This window comes from Mesorhizobium liriopis (assembly GCF_024053505.1).
GTDB classification, from domain to species: domain Bacteria; phylum Pseudomonadota; class Alphaproteobacteria; order Rhizobiales; family Rhizobiaceae; genus Mesorhizobium_B; species Mesorhizobium_B liriopis.
This window is the reverse complement of the sequence record NZ_JAMXQS010000003.1, coordinates 1-15,488: the sequence shown is the minus strand read 5'-3', so window position 1 is coordinate 15,488 and position 15,488 is coordinate 1. Positions and strand designations below refer to the sequence as shown.

The following is a 15,488-nucleotide window of genomic DNA, read 5'->3' as shown; positions in this document are numbered from 1 at the left end:
ATGGATGTCGTCGTTCAGCTTATCGACGCGACGGTTCGCGTTTCCGTGCCGCTGCTGCTCGCCTGCCTGGCCGGGCTTTACTCCGAGCGAGCCGGCATCTTCGATATCGGTCTCGAAGGCAAGATGCTGGCAGGCGCCTTCGCGGCCGGCACGGTTGCCGCCCTCACGGGCTCTGCCTGGATAGCGCTTTTCGCAGCCGTCGGCATCGCGGTGGCACTCGCCCTCGTGCACGGCTTTGCCTCGATCACCAATCGCGGCAACCAGATCGTCTCCGGCGTTGCCATCAACTTCATCGCGGCGGGCTCGACCATCATTCTGGGGCAAGCCTGGTTCTCACAGGGCGGGCGCACGCCTTCCGTCGGCGGCGACGCCCGCTTCGGGGCGATCGAGCTGCCGGGTGCCGCGGCTTTGCGCGACGTGCCGGTACTCGGCCCGATCTATTCCGAGATCATCTCGGGCCAGACGCTGCTCGCTTATTTCGCCTTCGCCATGGTGCCCTTCACATGGTGGGTGCTCTACCGCACCCGCTTCGGCCTGCGCCTGCGCGCGGTGGGTGAGAATCCGGCTGCAGTGGACACCGCCGGCATTTCCGTGCCCTGGCTGCGCTATCGGGCGGTGATCTGCACCGGCATCCTCACCGGCTTCGCTGGCACCTATCTCGCACTGTCGCAGAATGCGGGCTTCGTGAAGGACATGACGGCGGGGCGGGGCTATATCGCGCTTGCGGCCCTCATCTTCGCCAAATGGAAGCCGGTGCCTGCCATGTGGGCCTGCCTGTTGTTCGGCTTTCTCGATGCGATCTCGATCCGCTATCAGGGCGTAGCCTTCCCCGGCATCGGTCGCGTGCCGGTGCAGCTGATGCAGGCGCTGCCCTATATCCTCACCGTGATCCTGCTCGCAGGCTTCATTGGCAAGGCCATTCCGCCGCGCGCTGGCGGCGTGCCTTATGTGAAGGAACGCTAACGGCGAGGGAATGGTGAGAACGCATCATTCCGCGTGGCATCGGGCGGGCAAATCAGTTTAGCATCGCCCGATGTCGCACGATCTTTTCACTCGCGCCCGCGAGGCCATGGCCAAGTGCCATGCGCCCTATTCGAAATTTCCTGTCGGCGCTGCCCTGCGCACCGTGGATGGCCGCGTCTATGCGGGCGCGAACATGGAAGTCGCTTCCTTTCCCGAAGGATGGTGCGCCGAAACGACCATGCTCTCGCACTATCTGATGGATGGCGGCGGCGAGATCGCGGAAGTGGCTGTCGTCGCCGAACGCATGGACCGCATCACGCCCTGCGGCGGCTGCCGCCAGCGGCTGGCGGAGTTCGCGAAAGCCGACACAAGGCTCTATCTATGCGACCAGAGCGGCGTCGTCGAAACCGTTCGCATGGCCGACATGCTGCCCTATGGCTTTCAAGGCGAGACGCTGAGATGAGTGCCGCCGACACGATCCTCGAACGTCTGGGTGGCCTTGAGCCCCGCGTCGCCATGGTGCTCGGTTCCGGCTTGGGCGATCTGGCGAATGAGGTCGAGGATGCGATCCGCATTCCCTATAGCGACCTTGAAGGCTTCCCATCGAGCGGCGTTTCCGGCCATGCGGGGCTGCTGGTGGCAGGTCTCTTTGCAGGCCGCCCGGTCGTCATGCTGTCTGGTCGCGCGCATTATTACGAACACGGCAACCCGGCCGCCATGCGCCCTGTCCTTGAAGCGCTCAAGGCCATCGGCATCACGCATCTGATGCTTTCCAATGCCGCCGGCTCACTTCGTCCCGAGATGGGCCCCGGCTCCGTGATGCTGATCACCGACCACATCAATTTCTCCGGCACCAACCCGCTTTTCGGCGAGCCGTCCGATGCCCGCTTCGTCGGCCTCACCGAGGCCTATGACGGCGAGATGCGCGACGGCCTCAAGACGGCCGCCGAGCGCGAAGGCATCGTGCTTTTCGAGGGCGTCTATATGTGGTTCTCAGGCCCGTCCTTCGAAACGCCGGCCGAGATCCGCATGGCGCGGACCTTCGGGGCGGATGCGGTGGGCATGTCCACCGTGCCCGAGGTCATCCTCGCGCGGTTCCTGGGGCTTCGCGTCGCCGCCTGTTCGGTGGTCACCAATCTCGCGGCCGGCATGACGGGGCAGGAACTGAGCCATCAGGAAACCAAGGACATGGCGCCGGAAGGGGGACGCAAGCTCGCGCGGATCCTGCGCCAGGCGCTCGGTGAAGGTTGGCTCGGGGGAACGCCGGGGACCGAATAACCCGGTGCAACAGGAGGAGGGGCGGAACATGCTTCCACAGGAGATCATCCGCACCAAGCGAACGGGCAATAAATTGTCCGAAGAGGAAATCCGCGCCTTCGTGCGTGGGTTGACCGACAACAGCTTCACCGAAGGCCAGGTGGCGGCCTTTGCCATGGCTGTCATGCTCAATGGCATGGAGCCGGCCGAGACGGTGGAACTGACGCTTGCCATGCGCGACTCCGGGCGCGTGCTCGAATGGCACGAACTGCCGGGACCGGTTTCCGACAAGCATTCCACGGGCGGCGTCGGCGACAATGTCTCGCTGATGCTCGCCCCGATTGCCGCCGCCTGCGGCCTGTTCGTGCCCATGATCTCGGGGCGGGGCTTGGGTCATACCGGCGGCACGCTCGACAAGATGGACACGGTGCCCGGATACAAGAGCCAGCCGGAAGAGGCCGTCTTTCGCGCGGCCGTGCGCGGCGCAGGCTGCGCCATCATCGGTCAGACGGGCGATCTCGCGCCCGCCGACAAGCGCTTCTACGCCATCCGCGACATCACCGGCACGGTCGAGTCAGTGCCGCTCATCACCGCCTCGATCCTGTCCAAGAAACTCGCGGCAGGGCTGAAAGGCCTTGTGCTCGACGTCAAGAGCGGCAGCGGCGCCTTCATGCCCACCATGCGCGAAGCCTATGTGCTCGCCCAAAGCCTGGTCGAGGTCGCCAACGGAGCCGGTCTGCCCACCACGGCGCTGATCACCGACATGGACCAGCCTCTAGCCTCCGCCGCCGGCAACGCGGTGGAAGTGCTCAACGCCATCGATTTCCTGACAGGCAAGCACCGCGACGCCCGTTTGGAGGAAGTCACCTTGGCGCTCGCCGCCGAAATGATCGCCGGTGCAGGCTTGGGCTCCCGCCGCGAAGCCGCCACCAAGGCCCGCGACGCGCTCGAAAGCGGCCGCGCCGCCGACACCTTCGGCCGCATGGTCCACCTCCTCGGCGGCCCCACCGACATCATCGAACACCCCCGCCACCATCTGGCTCAGGCCCCGGTCGAGCTCCCGGTTCTTGCCGCTCGCGACGGCTATGTGCGGGCCATCGACACGCGCGGGGTCGGACTGGCTGTGGTCGAGCTCGGCGGTGGTCGCCGCAAGGCGGAGGATACGGTGGATGGGGCCGTCGGGTTCACGGCGCTGTTGCCGCTCGGTGCGGAGGTGCGGGCAGGGGAGCCGTTGGGCCTCGTCCATGCTCGTTCGGAAGATCAGGCGCGCGCAGGGATCGCCTCCTTGCGCGCAGCCTATCGCATCGACGGCGAAAAGCCCGCTTTGGGCAAGCCGGTGCAGAGACTGGTGGCACGCGGGGCTTAGTTTTTTACGTGCTCCGCTCTGGATTTAACGACCCGCAGATGGAGAGGCTACCCTCACTGCACCAGCACCAACGCCCCGTCCTTCACTTCAAAACTCCTGAGCTGCTTCAAAAAGCTCATCCCCACCAGCATGCCGTCCAGCGCGCGGTCTTCCAGCACCATCGCTTCCACATCCTGCGCTTCCACGCGTCCGATGCTCAGCGTCTTGATGGTGGCGCGAGCGGCCTTGATGGTCCCATTCGCCGTTTGAGCGGAGCCGCTGAACTCCCCCACATCGAGCCCCAGTCGGCGCGCGGTCGAAAGGTTGAGTGCCACCGCACTCGCGCCCGTGTCCACGAGCCCCATCACCCGCCTGCCGTTGAGCTTGAATTCGCTGACGAAATGCCCGCGCGCATCCGCCTGCAGCCGGACCTTGCTTCCGGTCAGCGCAACCGGCTCGACCGGCGCGGCTGTTTTCCCCACGGCCGGTGTGGCCGAGGGCCGCGCGGTCAAGCGATCAAGATTGAGGAGCGAGGGCAGCGCCGCCGAGGATGAGGCGCAGATGCCGAAGATGATGAGTTTGCGCAGCATGGCTGTAGGGCACGAAGAGGTTTGTTCGTGCCCAGCTTTACGCCACCACAGTCACTGATCCGGTTAAGCCGCGTGACGACTTGGAGGACTGGTTAAAAATCGCTGATGTTCCCAACGGATCGCAACTGAGGATCGAAAATTACTTCGTCCCATACATCCGGTCGCCCGCGTCACCCAGGCCTGGAATGATGTAACCCAGCTCGTTCAACTGCCGGTCGATCGCCGCCGTGAACACCGGCACGTCCGGATGCGCCTCGGTGAAGCGCTTGATGCCTTCGGGTGCCGCCAGCAGGCACAGGAAACGCAAATTGGTGGCGCCGCGCTCCTTGAGCTTGTCGATCGCCATGATCGCGGAATTGGCGGTCGCCAGCATCGGGTCGACCACGATCACGAGGCGGTCGTGCAGATCGGTCGGCGCCTTGAAGAAATATTCCACCGCCTGCAGCGTGTCGTGGTCGCGATAAAGCCCGACATGCGCCACGCGCGCGGCCGGCACGAGGTCGAGAAGGCCCTCGAGCAAACCGTTGCCGGCGCGCAGGACCGAGGCGAAGACCAGCTTCTTGCCCTCCAGGGTTGGCGCATCCATCGGCTCGATCGGCGTCTCGATGCGCATGGTGGTGAGTTCGAGATCGCGCGTCACCTCATAGCCCAGAAGCAGCGAGATTTCGCGCAGGAGCCGCCGGAACCCGCCTGTCGAAGTCTCGCGATTGCGCATGATCGAAAGCTTGTGCTGCACGAGCGGGTGATCGACGACGGTGACGTTCGCCATGGACTGAGGCTCCGGGGGATTGACTGCGTTGCCTCAGTCAGTAGCGAAGAGGGGCGGTGAGGGAAACCCCGGCGCGAGCGCTGCCCACCGCTCGCTATTTCTTCGGCAGCCGATCCAGTAAGCCTGCCTTGGTCTTGCGATCCACGAACGCCGCCTCGAGTGCTGTCCGCGTCACGCCAAGCAGGGCCTTCTGATCGAGCCCCCAATGATCCAGCGCATGCCCGTACTCGCGCCCGAGCGTCGTATGAAAGAATGGTGGATCGTCCGAAGACAAGGTAACCTTGCAGCCTGCGGCCCTGAGCTTGCCGAAGGGGTGGCTCGCGAGATCCGGATAAAGCCCCAGCGCCACATTCGAGCCGGGGCAGCATTCCAGCACAATGCCTTCGTCGGCGATGCGCTTCACGAGGTCCGGGTCCTCGATGGCCCGCACTCCGTGGCCGATGCGTGCCGGCTTGATATGATCGAGGGCCGCGCGCACGCTGTCCGGCCCGCCGAACTCACCGGCATGGATGGTGATGCCCAGTGCCGCCTCGCGCGCGATCTCGAAGGCGCGCTGGAAATCCTCGACCTCGCCCACCCGCTCGTCGCCCGCGACGCCGAAGCCCGCGATCAGCGGATGCCCGGAGCGCGCCGCGAAGCGTGCGGCGGCCTCGATGGCTTCCACGCCGAAATGCCGCACACCCGTCACGATCATGCGCGACTCGATGCCCGTTTTCGCTTTCGCCCGCTCCATGCCGTCAGCCAGCCCGGCCGTATAGGCCTCCGGGGAGAGCCCCGCACGCCGCGCATGGTCGGGCGAGGTGAAGAACTCCGCATAGATCGCGCCTTCGCGCGCAAGGCTCGACAGGTAGGTGTCCGCCAGCCGCGAATAGTCTTCCTCAGTGCGGAAAAGGTCGGCGGCTACGTCATAGGCTTTCAGGAAGGACGTGAAATCGTGCCACTGGTAGCGGCCGTCACGGATGATGCCCGACACGTCAACGCCATATTTCGCCGCCTGCTTCTCCACCAGCGCGGGGCTCGCAGCCCCCTCGATATGGCAGTGCAGCTCTGCTTTCGGCGTCATTCTCATCCCGGGCATTCTGTCTAGGTTCCGAACGTAGCGCCACCCATATTGATCCGCTATGGTCCGGCGCAAATCGAACAGGTCACGATGATGTCAGAGCAGAGAGCAACGGGAGCCGGCGGCATGGAAACCGCCTACGGCTTCCGCGAGGTGGAGAGCGCGGCCACAAAGCAGGGTCTGGTGGACGGCGTGTTCCACAAGGTCGCGTCCCGCTACGACCTCATGAACGACCTGATGTCGGGCGGCCTGCACCGCGCCTGGAAGAACGCGATGGTGGCGTGGTTGAACCCTTCGCCGAAACCCGGCTGGCGCTCGCTCGATGTGGCCGGCGGCACTGGCGACATCGCCTTCCGTATCGTCGATGCCTCACGCGGTGAAGCCCACGTCACGGTGCTCGACATCAACGGCTCGATGCTCGGCGTCGGCCGCGAGCGCGCCGAAAAGCGCGGCCTTTCTGCCAATGTCGATTTCGTGGAAGCGAACGCCGAGGAGCTACCGTTCCCCGACAATCATTTCGACGCCTACACGGTCGCCTTCGGTATCCGCAACGTGCCGCGCATCGACGTGGCGCTGAGCGAGGCCTATCGTGTTCTGAAGCCAGGCGGCCGCTTCCTCTGCCTGGAATTCTCGGAAGTGGATGTCGCCGGTCTCGACAAGATCTATGAGGCTTGGTCGTTCAACGCCATTCCGCGCATCGGCCAGATGGTGACGGGTGATGGCGAACCCTATTCCTATCTCGTGGAATCGATCCGCAAATTCCCGAACCAGCCGCGTTTCGCGGAAATGGTGAAGCGCGCCGGCTTCGAGCGCGTGTCGTGGCGCGATTATTCGGGCGGCATCGCCGCCTGCCATTCGGGCTGGAAGCTTTGAGCACACCCACGGCTGCCTTCCGGCTCGCACGGGCCGGCTGGATCCTGGCGCGCGAAGGCGTGGTGGCGGCGATCCCCGGCGATGAGCTGCGCGGCATGCCGCTGCTCGGCTGGCGTCTGGCGAAGCTCCTCACACGGCCCTCAGCCAAACGCCGCGCGCGTGCCGACCGCATGTCTGACGCCGTGGCGCGTCTCGGGCCGTCTTACGTCAAGCTCGGCCAGTTCCTCGCGACCCGTCCCGATGTGGTCGGCAACGAGGTCGCGGTGGACCTTGCCAAGCTGCAGGACCGCATGCCGTTCTTCTCGAACGAGGAGGCCAAGAAGGAAATCGAGCTTTCGCTCGGCCGACCGCTTTTCGACCTCTACGTGGCGTTCGACGCGCCGATTGCCGCCGCCTCCATCGCGCAGGTCCACCCGGCCGAAGTGATGGTTGATGGCGAGCCGCGCAAGGTCGCGGTCAAGGTTGTGCGCCCCGGCGTGCGCGTGGCGTTCGCGCGCGATCTCGAAAGCTTCTTTCTCGCCGCCCGCATGCAGGCGCGTTTCCTGCGCGCCACCCGTCGCCTGCGCCCGATCGAGGTCACCGAGCTCCTCGCGCAGACCACGCGCATCGAGATGGACCTGCGCCTCGAGGCGGCTGCCTTGTCCGAGATTGCCGAGAACACGCGAGATGATCCCGGCTTCCGCGTGCCGCGCGTCGATTGGGAGCGCACGGGCCGCGACGTCATCACCATGGAATGGATCGACGGCATCAAGATGTCGAACGTCCAGGCCCTGCGCGATGCCGGCCACGACCTGCCGCTGCTCGCCGCGAGCCTGATCCAGAGTTTCCTGCGCCATACGCTGCGCGACGGTTTCTTCCACGCCGACATGCATCCCGGCAATTTGTTCGTGGAAGCCGATGGCGGCATCGTCGCGGTTGACATGGGCATCGCCGGACGTTTGGGCCGCAAGGAGCGGCGCTTCCTCGCTGAAATCCTCTTCGGCTTCATCACCCGCGACTATCGCCGCGTCGCCGAAGTCCATTTCGAGGCGGGCTACGTGCCCCATCGCCACGATGTCGATGCCTTCGCGCAGGCCATCCGCGCCATCGGCGAGCCGATCCACGGCCAGTCGGCGGAAACCATCTCCATGGCTCGCCTCTTGACGCTGCTCTTCGAGGTGACCGAGCTCTTCGACATGGAAACGCGCCCCGAACTGGTGCTGCTTCAAAAGACCATGGTCGTGGTCGAAGGCGTGTCCCGCTCGCTCGATCCGGCCTTCAACATGTGGAGGGCCGCCGAACCCGTGGTCGGTGACTGGATTCGCGGTAATCTCGGCTCCCGCGGCATGCTCGCCGACGCTCGCGACGGCGCCCGCGCACTGGTCTCGATTACCCGCCAACTCCCCGAATACGCTGCGCGCGCCGAACGTTTGAGCCTCGCCCTCGACGGCATGGCCGAAAACGGCCTCCGCTTCGACCCGCTGACGGCCGAAGCGATCGGCAAAGCCGAAGCCCGCCACACCCGCTCGGGCCGCGTGGCGCTGTGGGTCATCGCCGCGCTGTTGGCGGTGATCGCGTGGCAGGTGAGCTGATTGAAAGCATTCTCGCTTCTGAATATCCTCTTCGCATGGGCAAGCTAACCGACCACAACCTTGATGTAGTTCAGAGCGAGTCCTCGCCGACTCGTTCGGTACAACATGGCCGAAAGAAGCGAGGGCAAGGAGGGTGGCATCTCAGCATGACTGCTGAGGAGATTCTGGCAAAGTTTGGCAAGCGAGGGCACGACTTCGATCAGAAAGCGGCTTTCAACGAGCTCAATTCCTTTTTGGATGAAGTGTGACGGTGTTCTCGCTCTCACCGACATCGAACCCGCATTGAAGCAGGCATGACGACGCTTTCCCAAAAACGCATCCTGCTCGTCATCGGCGGCGGTATCGCGGCTTACAAGAGCCTCGACCTGATCCGCCGGCTGCAGGATCGCGGCGCGTCCGTTCGTGTGGTGATGACGAAGGCCGCGCAGGAATTCGTGACGCCGCTCGCCGCCGGTGCACTGGCGGGCGGTCATGTCTTCACCGATCTCTTCGACCGTGCGGACGAGCACGATGTCGGCCACATCCGCCTCTCGCGCGAAGCCGATGCCATCGTGGTCGCGCCCGCCACCGCGAACCTCATGGCGAAGCTTGCTCACGGCCACGCTGACGACCTCGCTTCCGCCGTGCTGCTGGCCGCTCGGATTCCCGTGCTCATGGCGCCGGCTATGAACCCGGCCATGTGGTATCATCCGGCCACCCGTCGCAACCGCGAAACGCTGGAGCAGGATCTGATCCGCTTCGTCGGTCCCAACAGCGGCGAGATGGCCGAGAAGGGCGAAAAGGGCGAGGGGCGCATGGCCGAGCCCAACGAGATCGCGGATGCCGTCGAAGCGCTTTTTGCGCGTGGGCAACAGCCTTTGAAAGGCAAGCGCGTGGTCGTTACCGCAGGCCCCACCCATGAGCCCATCGACCCTGTGCGCTACATCGCCAACCGTTCGTCCGGCCGCCAGGGCTATGCCATCGCCGCGATGCTCGAAACGCTCGGCGCCGAGGTTCACCTCGTTTCCGGCCCCACCGCACTACCGGATCTGGTCGGCGTCCACATGACCCGCGTCGAAACCGCCCGCGAAATGCAGGCAGCGGTCGCAGCCGCGCTCCCTGCGGATGCCGCGATCATGGTCGCGGCCGTCGCCGACTGGCGGGTGGAGGCCATGGGCCAGAAGATCAAGAAGGGCTCCACCGGCGCGCCCGCTCTGACGCTCGTTGAGAACCCCGACATTCTCGCAGGCATCGGCCATCACCCCAGCCGCCCGCGCCTTGTGATCGGCTTCGCCGCCGAAACCGAGAACCTGCTAGTCAACGCACAATCCAAGCTCGCGCGCAAAGGTGCCGACCTGATCGTCGCCAACGACGTGTCCGGCGATGTCATGGGCGGCGCCAACAACCGCGTGCGGCTGGTTTCGAAGGATGGCGTCGAGGACTGGCCTGAAATGACCAAGCGCGAGGTCGCATGGCGCCTGGCGCACCTCGTCGCTGAAAAGCTCGCTGGTTCGGAGAAGCCCCTATGAGGGACGTCGATCTCAACTCCGACATGGGCGAAAGCTTCGGCGCATGGCGATCGGGCGATGATGAAGCGATGCTCGGCATCGTGTCGTCCGCCAACATCGCCTGCGGCTTTCATGGCGGCGACCCGGAGGTGATGGCCGAAAGCTTCAAGATCGCCAGGCAAAAGCGCGTCGCGGTTGGTGCGCATCCCGGCTATGCCGATCTCTGGGGCTTCGGCCGCCGCGTCATCCCGCATTCGGCCGGCGAGATCGAACGTCTCGTCGCCTACCAGATCGGCGCGGCACAGGCGCTTTCGGCTTGTGCCGGCCACCCGATCACCTACGTGAAGGCCCATGGTGCACTCGGTAACCAGACCCAGACAGACCCGGATGTGGCCCTTGCGGTCTGCCGCGCGGTCAAGGCTGTCGATCCCAAACTCGGCTGTCTGACCATCGCGCTCGGCCATCAGGAACGGATCGCACAGGAGATGGGCCTCAGCACTTTCTCCGAAATCTTCGCCGACCGCGCCTACACCGAAGAAGGCCACCTCGTATCTCGCAAACTGCCGGGTGCGGTGATCCACGATGAGGCGGAGGCTGCCACTCGCGCCGTGCGCATGGTGCGCGATGGCGCCATCGAAACAGTTTCGGGCAAACGCATCGAAACGCCGATCCACTCGATCTGCGTCCATTCGGACACGCCCCAATCGATCCGCATCGCCGCCGCCGTGCGCGCCGCACTTGAAGAGGCGGGCATGTCTGTGCGGAGCTTCATCCGATGAACCTCGATTTCATCGCCAAGCTGATCGATCTGGTCGAACGCTCCAAGGTCAGCGAACTGGAACTGTCCGAAGGCGAAAACCGCGTGCGGATCGTGAAACGCGCCAACGGGTCCGCCGCCCTCCAAGGCGCGCCCGTGACGCAAGCAGCGCCTGCGCTGATCGCTCCACGGTTGGACACTTCACCCGTCGCAGGCTCGATCACGCGCCATGAAATCCGCGCCGGCTTTCCCGGCACCTTCTACCGTGCGCCCGCACCCGACCAGCCACCTTATGCCGTGGTCGGCGCTTCAGTTGAGGAAGGCCGGCAACTTGCCATCCTCGAAGCCATGAAGACCATGAACCCGGTGGAAGCCGACCTTGCCGGCATTATTCGCGAGATCGCAGTGGACGACGCCACGGCCGTCGAGGCCGGCACCCTGCTTTTCGTGATCGAGCCCAGCGCATGACGTTGGAAGACATCGAAGCCCTGCTGCACCTTGCCCAAACCCGCGATATGGCGAGCTTCGCGGTCACGCTGAACGGCACGAGCCTGCGCCTCGAATTCGATGCGAACGCCGAAGAAAAGCAGGCGTCGGCTCAGGAGCCCGAACTCCAGCCGAACGCGCAAACGATCACCGCGCCTGTCGTCGGCCTGTTCCGCGCCCGGCATCCCTTGGCCACTTCGGAGCCCACTAACACGGTGGAAGCGGGCACCCCTGCCGCGTTCATCCAGTCCGGCCCGCTGCTCTTCGTCGCCCGCGCGTCAAGCAAAGGCCAAACGGGAAATGCACTCGTCGAGGAAGGTGAGGGCGTCGGCTTCGGCACGAAACTGTTCGAAGTCGTCTGAGCCGACTGGGCACGCCCGGAAAACCTCACCGCCGCGCCAGCGTCACCGCCTCCCGCAACCGCACCAGTCCATCCCGCTGCGCCCTCAGCGCCGCGATACCCTCAGCGCGCGTTACTTCCTGAAACCTGAGCTTGGCCCCCACCGGTGCCTGCGCGAGCTTCCACAAATCCGCTTCGATCACGGTTGCGATCTTCGGATACCCCCCGCACGTGTTCGCATCGGCCAACTGGATGATCGGCATGCCGGAGGCGGGAACCTGAACGGTACCCGGCACGATGCCATGCGAGAACAGTTCACGCGGCGTGGTGCGCACCAGCCGCCCGCCATCCAGCCGATAGCCCTGCCGGTTGGCGTCCGCCGAAACCGTCCATTCCTCGCCGAAGAACCGGTCCAATGAGTCCGCGTCGAACGCATCGAATTCGGCCGCCGGCAGCACGCGCAGTACCTGCCAATCCTCGTGCAGCCAATCCGGCACCGTGCCGAATTCCCTGGCGCGCATTGCTGGTGCGTCGCCCACTGCGAGCCTGTCTCCCCTTTTAAGTCCTCGCCCGTTCAATCCACCGAAGCCGCCCTTTGCATCCGTCGCCCGCGAGCCGAGCACGAGCGGCACATCGATCCCGCCCGCAAACGCCACCACCACCCGCGCGCCGCGCGCGGGTGGGTCGATCCGCAACTCCTGTCCCGCTTTCGCGTGACCCGTCCACCATGGCGGGAGGGGCACGCCGTCGAGCGTAGCGGGCGCCACGGCTCCCGTCACCGCAAAGCTCATCTCGGCCTGAAAGCGCAGCCGAAACGGAAACAGCGCCACCTCGATCACAGCCGAGCTTGGCTTGTTGTTCAGAAGCGCATTGGCAGCCAGGAGGGCAGGGCGGTCCATCGCGCCGCACAGGCTCACGCCTGCGTCGAGATAGCCCGGCCGCCCCTCATCCTGCACCGTGTTGGGCAGGCCCGTCGAAAGGATCTCGATCACGCCTGCACGCTCTCGGTCACGAAGCGGATACGATCGCCGGGCCGGAACGTGGCTGGGGGCTCACGCTTCGGGTCGAACAGTTTCAGATCCGTCATTCCCAGAATATGCCACCCCGATGGCGCCGTGACCGGCATGATGCCGGCCTGCGCCCCGCCGATCATCACAGCCCCTTGCGGCACGGTGCCGCGCGGGTTCGCCCGGCGCGGCCGGGCCAGGAGAGGGTCGAGCCCGGATAGATAGACGAAGCCCGGCATCGCCCCCACCGCCGCGACGCGATAGGTTGCCGCCGTGTGCCGCTCGATCACCTCCGCGACACTCATTCCGGCATGGGCCGCGAGCTCTTCCAGATCGGGCCCATCCGCGCCGCCGTAGCGCACGGCGACGTCCACCGTCTGCCCGGCGAGCGGATCGGGCTCGATGCAAGGCCATTTTTCCAGAAGCGCATCCTCGACGCGTTCCGGCTCTACGAGAAGCGGATCGAACACCACGAGGAGATTGTTCATCCCTGGCACGGCTTCGCTCACGCCCTCTACGCCGAGCATCGCGCGCGCCAGCCCATGCACGCGATCCTGCAAGTCTTCGCTGAACGTCTCACCCGCCACGTCGAGCAACAACGCGCCGGGGCCGCTCATGCTGAGGCGAAAGCTCGCGACAGGGGTCATCGGAGAAGTTGCGTCTGAAATCATGCGGCGCACCATTCCTGTTTCACCGAGGCGAAGCAAGTGGACCAGAGGCGCCACCCCGCTTGTCTGGAAAAACCTTGCTGCTAAGTGTTCGGGATCCGAATTCCTTTTCAAGGCGCATTTCTCATGAAGAAAACCCTTCTCCTCGCATCCATGATGCTTCTTGCGGCATCGGGCGCGGCCTTCTCGCAGGAAGGTGCGGAAATCCGCATCGCCTCGGAAGGCGCCTACCCGCCCTTCAACTTCATGGGCTCGGACGGCACGCTGCAGGGCCTCGACATCGATATCGCCAACGCGCTCTGCGCCGAGATGAAGGCCAAGTGCACCATCGTCACGCAGGACTGGGACGGCATGATCCCCGGCCTCATCGCCAAGAAGTTCGACGCCATCGTCGCGTCCATGAGCATCACCGAAGAGCGCAAGAAGCAGATCGACTTCACGAACAAATACTATGTCACGCCGCTGGCAGTGGTCGTGCCCAAGGACAGCGACCTCAAGGGCGTCAGCCCCGAAGAGCTTTCCGGCAAGACGGTCGGCGCACAATCCGGCACCACGCAGGCTGAATATGCCGACGGTCACTATGCGCCGGCCGGCGTCGAGGTGAAATCCTATCCGACCGACGATGAAGCTCGCGCGGATCTCGTCAACGGTCGCCTTGACGCCCTCGTGTCCGACAAGTTCGTGTTGACCGACTGGCTCGAAAAGGACGGCAAGGAGTGCTGCAAGATGCTCGGCGACATCGCCGGCACGGAAACCGAGGCCGGCATCGGCATCCGTCAGGGCGACACCGAATTGAAGGAACGCTTCAACAAGGCCATCGACGCCATCGTCGCCAACGGCACCTATGCCGAGATCACCCAGAAATATTTCCCCTTCGATATCTACGCCTCGAAGTGAAATCCGACGTTCTGGTTCTGGGCGCCGGCATTGTCGGCGTCTCGGCCGCACTTCACCTTCTGGAGCGCGGCCGCTCCGTCACGCTGATCGATCGCCAGGGACCGGGTGAGGGGACGTCCTATGGCAATGCCGGGTTGATCGAGCGTGCCTCTGTCATCCCCTACGCCTTCCCGCGCGATTGGCGCGCGCTCGCGAAATATGCGCTCAACCGGTCCTCGGATGTGCGCTACAGCCCGCTTCACATCTTACGCATTGCGCCCTGGCTTTTCCGTTATTGGCTGAACTCTGCGCCGACCAGGCTTGAGCAGGCTGCGCAGGATATCCTGCCGCTCATCGAAGCGAGCGTGGCCGAGCATGACCGGCTGGTCGCCCGCGCGGGCGCCGGCAACCTCGTCAGCGCCAACGGCTTCATCACCGCTTTCCGGTCCGAAGAACACTTTTCGCAAGCTCAGGCCGAGCTCGAAGAACTCAGCCGCTTCAATCTCGACACGCGCATCCTGAGCCGAGCCGAACTGTTCGCGCTGGAACCGGCCCTTGCGCACGGCACTGCCTCGATTGCCGGTGGTCTGCACTGGCTCGATCCCAAGACGGTCTATGATCCGGAAGGGCTGGTCAAAGCCTACCACGCGCTTTTTCTGAAGGAAGGCGGCCGCTTCGTCCAGGGCGATGCCGCCACGCTGCGTCAGGAAGGCGAAACGTGGGTGCTCGATGCTTCTGATGGCGACAGACTTTCAGCTTCCCAAGCTGTTGTCGCACTCGGCCCGCAATCGGGCCTGGTTTTCCGCAAATTCGGCTACCGCCTGCCGCTCGAAGTGAAGCGCGGCCATCATCGCCATTACCGTCAGCCGGACGGTGCGCCGCTCGGCCACTCGATCCTCGACGAGCAGGCCGGCTTCGTGCTCGCCCCCATGCGCCAGGGCATCCGTCTCACAACCGGCGTCGAGTTCGCTTCGCCCGACGCGCCCGCCAACAGCATCCAGCTCGCGCGGGCCGAAGCGGTCGCCCGTCAGCTTCTGCCGCTCGGCGCTCCTTTGGAGCAGACGCCATGGCTCGGCTTGCGCCCCGCGCTTCCCGATATGAAACCCGTGATCGGCGAGGCGCCCCGCCACAAAGGCCTCTGGTTCGACTTCGGCCATGCCCATCACGGCCTGACCTTGGGCCCGGCAAGTGGCCGGCTGCTGGCCGAAATGATGACCGGCGCAGTACCCTTCGCTGATCCCAAACCTTTCAGGCCCGAACGGTTCAACTAGGAGGCCGACAGGCAATGCCTCACGGCATTTCAGTCCTTCACAATCCAAAGGGCGGGCTGCAAATGCGGCCCGCCCTTTGTTTGTCTCGGTGATACGCAGAGATAACGCGTACGCAGTCTATGTGCAGTCTATGTTCAGCGGCTCTGGGCGCCGAAGGTGTCGCCTTGG

General features: G+C 64.9%; 18 protein-coding genes. 13 read left to right on the top strand and 5 right to left on the bottom strand.

Annotated elements, in window-relative coordinates; all coding sequences use genetic code 11:
* The 4 genes from NGM99_RS05780 to deoA all read left to right on the top strand — a co-directional run bounded on the left by NGM99_RS05780 (position 1) and on the right by deoA (position 3,586).
* Entirely contained in the window at positions 1–963 is a 963-nt protein-coding gene (locus NGM99_RS05780; RefSeq protein ID WP_252817000.1) for an ABC transporter permease, read from the top strand.
* Positions 964–1,033: 70 nt separating this feature from the next.
* Positions 1,034–1,426: a cytidine deaminase gene (cdd, locus tag NGM99_RS05775; RefSeq protein WP_252816998.1), complete on the top strand. Its 393-nt coding sequence runs from the start codon at positions 1,034–1,036 to the stop codon at positions 1,424–1,426.
* Positions 1,423–2,241, top strand: a complete 819-nt coding sequence (locus NGM99_RS05770) for a purine-nucleoside phosphorylase (protein WP_252816996.1) — start codon at positions 1,423–1,425, stop codon at positions 2,239–2,241. Before cdd ends, NGM99_RS05770 begins: the two co-directional genes overlap by 4 nt.
* Before the next feature lie 28 nt (positions 2,242–2,269).
* A complete protein-coding gene (gene deoA / locus NGM99_RS05765) occupies positions 2,270–3,586 on the top strand; it encodes a thymidine phosphorylase (protein WP_252816992.1) in 1,317 nt (438 codons plus the stop codon).
* 53 nt (positions 3,587–3,639) lie between these two features.
* On the opposite strand, the gene NGM99_RS05760 is transcribed toward deoA, so the two are convergent.
* The 3 genes from NGM99_RS05760 to NGM99_RS05750 all read right to left on the bottom strand — a co-directional run bounded on the left by NGM99_RS05760 (position 3,640) and on the right by NGM99_RS05750 (position 5,987).
* Positions 3,640–4,155 (bottom strand): TIGR02281 family clan AA aspartic protease, encoded by a 516-nt coding sequence (locus tag NGM99_RS05760; RefSeq protein ID WP_252816990.1) that lies wholly within the window; start codon positions 4,153–4,155, stop codon positions 3,640–3,642.
* A gap of 139 nt (positions 4,156–4,294) precedes the next feature.
* A complete protein-coding gene (gene upp / locus NGM99_RS05755) occupies positions 4,295–4,924 on the bottom strand; it encodes a uracil phosphoribosyltransferase (RefSeq protein ID WP_252816988.1) in 630 nt (209 codons plus the stop codon).
* Positions 4,925–5,018: 94 nt separating this feature from the next.
* Positions 5,019–5,987, bottom strand: coding sequence for an adenosine deaminase (locus NGM99_RS05750; protein WP_252816986.1), 969 nt, complete (start codon positions 5,985–5,987; stop codon positions 5,019–5,021).
* Between the two features lie 90 nt (positions 5,988–6,077).
* Between NGM99_RS05750 and ubiE the strand changes: the two genes are divergently transcribed.
* The 7 genes from ubiE to NGM99_RS05715 are packed head-to-tail and all read left to right on the top strand — an operon-like array spanning position 6,078 to position 11,520.
* Positions 6,078–6,857, top strand: coding sequence for a bifunctional demethylmenaquinone methyltransferase/2-methoxy-6-polyprenyl-1,4-benzoquinol methylase UbiE (gene ubiE, locus NGM99_RS05745; protein WP_252816985.1), 780 nt, complete (start codon positions 6,078–6,080; stop codon positions 6,855–6,857).
* On the top strand, positions 6,854–8,428 hold the full coding sequence (ubiB, locus tag NGM99_RS05740) for a 2-polyprenylphenol 6-hydroxylase (RefSeq protein ID WP_252817751.1): 1,575 nt from the start codon (positions 6,854–6,856) through the stop codon (positions 8,426–8,428). The genes ubiE and ubiB overlap by 4 nt, the downstream gene beginning before the upstream one ends.
* Positions 8,413–8,676, top strand: coding sequence for a hypothetical protein (locus NGM99_RS05735; RefSeq protein ID WP_252816982.1), 264 nt, complete (start codon positions 8,413–8,415; stop codon positions 8,674–8,676). Before ubiB ends, NGM99_RS05735 begins: the two co-directional genes overlap by 16 nt.
* A 45-nt stretch (positions 8,677–8,721) precedes the next feature.
* Entirely contained in the window at positions 8,722–9,936 is a 1,215-nt protein-coding gene (gene coaBC, locus NGM99_RS05730; protein ID WP_252816978.1) for a bifunctional phosphopantothenoylcysteine decarboxylase/phosphopantothenate--cysteine ligase CoaBC, read from the top strand.
* Complete coding sequence (locus NGM99_RS05725; RefSeq protein ID WP_252816976.1) at positions 9,933–10,694, top strand: LamB/YcsF family protein; 762 nt, start codon at positions 9,933–9,935, stop codon at positions 10,692–10,694. Before coaBC ends, NGM99_RS05725 begins: the two co-directional genes overlap by 4 nt.
* A complete protein-coding gene (locus NGM99_RS05720) occupies positions 10,691–11,140 on the top strand; it encodes an acetyl-CoA carboxylase biotin carboxyl carrier protein (RefSeq protein WP_252816974.1) in 450 nt (149 codons plus the stop codon). The genes NGM99_RS05725 and NGM99_RS05720 overlap by 4 nt, the downstream gene beginning before the upstream one ends.
* Entirely contained in the window at positions 11,137–11,520 is a 384-nt protein-coding gene (locus NGM99_RS05715; RefSeq protein ID WP_252816967.1) for a hypothetical protein, read from the top strand. Before NGM99_RS05720 ends, NGM99_RS05715 begins: the two co-directional genes overlap by 4 nt.
* A 25-nt stretch (positions 11,521–11,545) precedes the next feature.
* Here NGM99_RS05715 and NGM99_RS05710 read toward each other — a convergent pair whose 3' ends face one another.
* Both NGM99_RS05710 and pxpB read right to left on the bottom strand, forming a co-directional pair.
* Positions 11,546–12,490 carry a 5-oxoprolinase subunit C family protein gene (locus NGM99_RS05710; protein WP_252816965.1) on the bottom strand — a complete coding sequence of 315 codons (945 nt, stop codon included), beginning with the start codon at positions 12,488–12,490 and terminating at the stop codon, positions 11,546–11,548.
* Positions 12,487–13,152: a 5-oxoprolinase subunit PxpB gene (pxpB, locus tag NGM99_RS05705; protein WP_252816963.1), complete on the bottom strand. Its 666-nt coding sequence runs from the start codon at positions 13,150–13,152 to the stop codon at positions 12,487–12,489. The genes NGM99_RS05710 and pxpB overlap by 4 nt, the downstream gene beginning before the upstream one ends.
* Positions 13,153–13,299: 147 nt before the next feature.
* Here pxpB and NGM99_RS05700 point away from each other — a divergent pair, with 147 nt between their 5' ends.
* Together NGM99_RS05700 and NGM99_RS05695 are read left to right on the top strand one after the other, a co-directional pair.
* Positions 13,300–14,070 (top strand): ABC transporter substrate-binding protein, encoded by a 771-nt coding sequence (locus tag NGM99_RS05700; protein ID WP_252816962.1) that lies wholly within the window; start codon positions 13,300–13,302, stop codon positions 14,068–14,070.
* A complete protein-coding gene (locus NGM99_RS05695; protein WP_252816960.1) occupies positions 14,067–15,320 on the top strand; it encodes an NAD(P)/FAD-dependent oxidoreductase in 1,254 nt (417 codons plus the stop codon). Before NGM99_RS05700 ends, NGM99_RS05695 begins: the two co-directional genes overlap by 4 nt.
* Positions 15,321–15,488: the final 168 nt, after the last annotated feature.

Coding starts and splice junctions, on each gene's coding strand:
- upp (WP_252816988.1), bottom strand. CDS start 4,924: ATGGCGAACGTCACCGTCGTCGATCACCCGCTCGTGCAGCACAAGCTT.
- NGM99_RS05770 (WP_252816996.1), top strand. CDS start 1,423: ATGAGTGCCGCCGACACGATCCTCGAACGTCTGGGTGGCCTTGAGCCC.
- NGM99_RS05760 (WP_252816990.1), bottom strand. CDS start 4,155: ATGCTGCGCAAACTCATCATCTTCGGCATCTGCGCCTCATCCTCGGCG.
- NGM99_RS05780 (WP_252817000.1), top strand. CDS start 1: ATGGATGTCGTCGTTCAGCTTATCGACGCGACGGTTCGCGTTTCCGTG.
- coaBC (WP_252816978.1), top strand. CDS start 8,722: ATGACGACGCTTTCCCAAAAACGCATCCTGCTCGTCATCGGCGGCGGT.
- deoA (WP_252816992.1), top strand. CDS start 2,270: ATGCTTCCACAGGAGATCATCCGCACCAAGCGAACGGGCAATAAATTG.
- NGM99_RS05725 (WP_252816976.1), top strand. CDS start 9,933: ATGAGGGACGTCGATCTCAACTCCGACATGGGCGAAAGCTTCGGCGCA.
- NGM99_RS05700 (WP_252816962.1), top strand. CDS start 13,300: ATGAAGAAAACCCTTCTCCTCGCATCCATGATGCTTCTTGCGGCATCG.
- ubiE (WP_252816985.1), top strand. CDS start 6,078: ATGTCAGAGCAGAGAGCAACGGGAGCCGGCGGCATGGAAACCGCCTAC.
- cdd (WP_252816998.1), top strand. CDS start 1,034: ATGTCGCACGATCTTTTCACTCGCGCCCGCGAGGCCATGGCCAAGTGC.
- pxpB (WP_252816963.1), bottom strand. CDS start 13,152: ATGACCCCTGTCGCGAGCTTTCGCCTCAGCATGAGCGGCCCCGGCGCG.
- NGM99_RS05715 (WP_252816967.1), top strand. CDS start 11,137: ATGACGTTGGAAGACATCGAAGCCCTGCTGCACCTTGCCCAAACCCGC.
- NGM99_RS05750 (WP_252816986.1), bottom strand. CDS start 5,987: ATGACGCCGAAAGCAGAGCTGCACTGCCATATCGAGGGGGCTGCGAGC.
- NGM99_RS05720 (WP_252816974.1), top strand. CDS start 10,691: ATGAACCTCGATTTCATCGCCAAGCTGATCGATCTGGTCGAACGCTCC.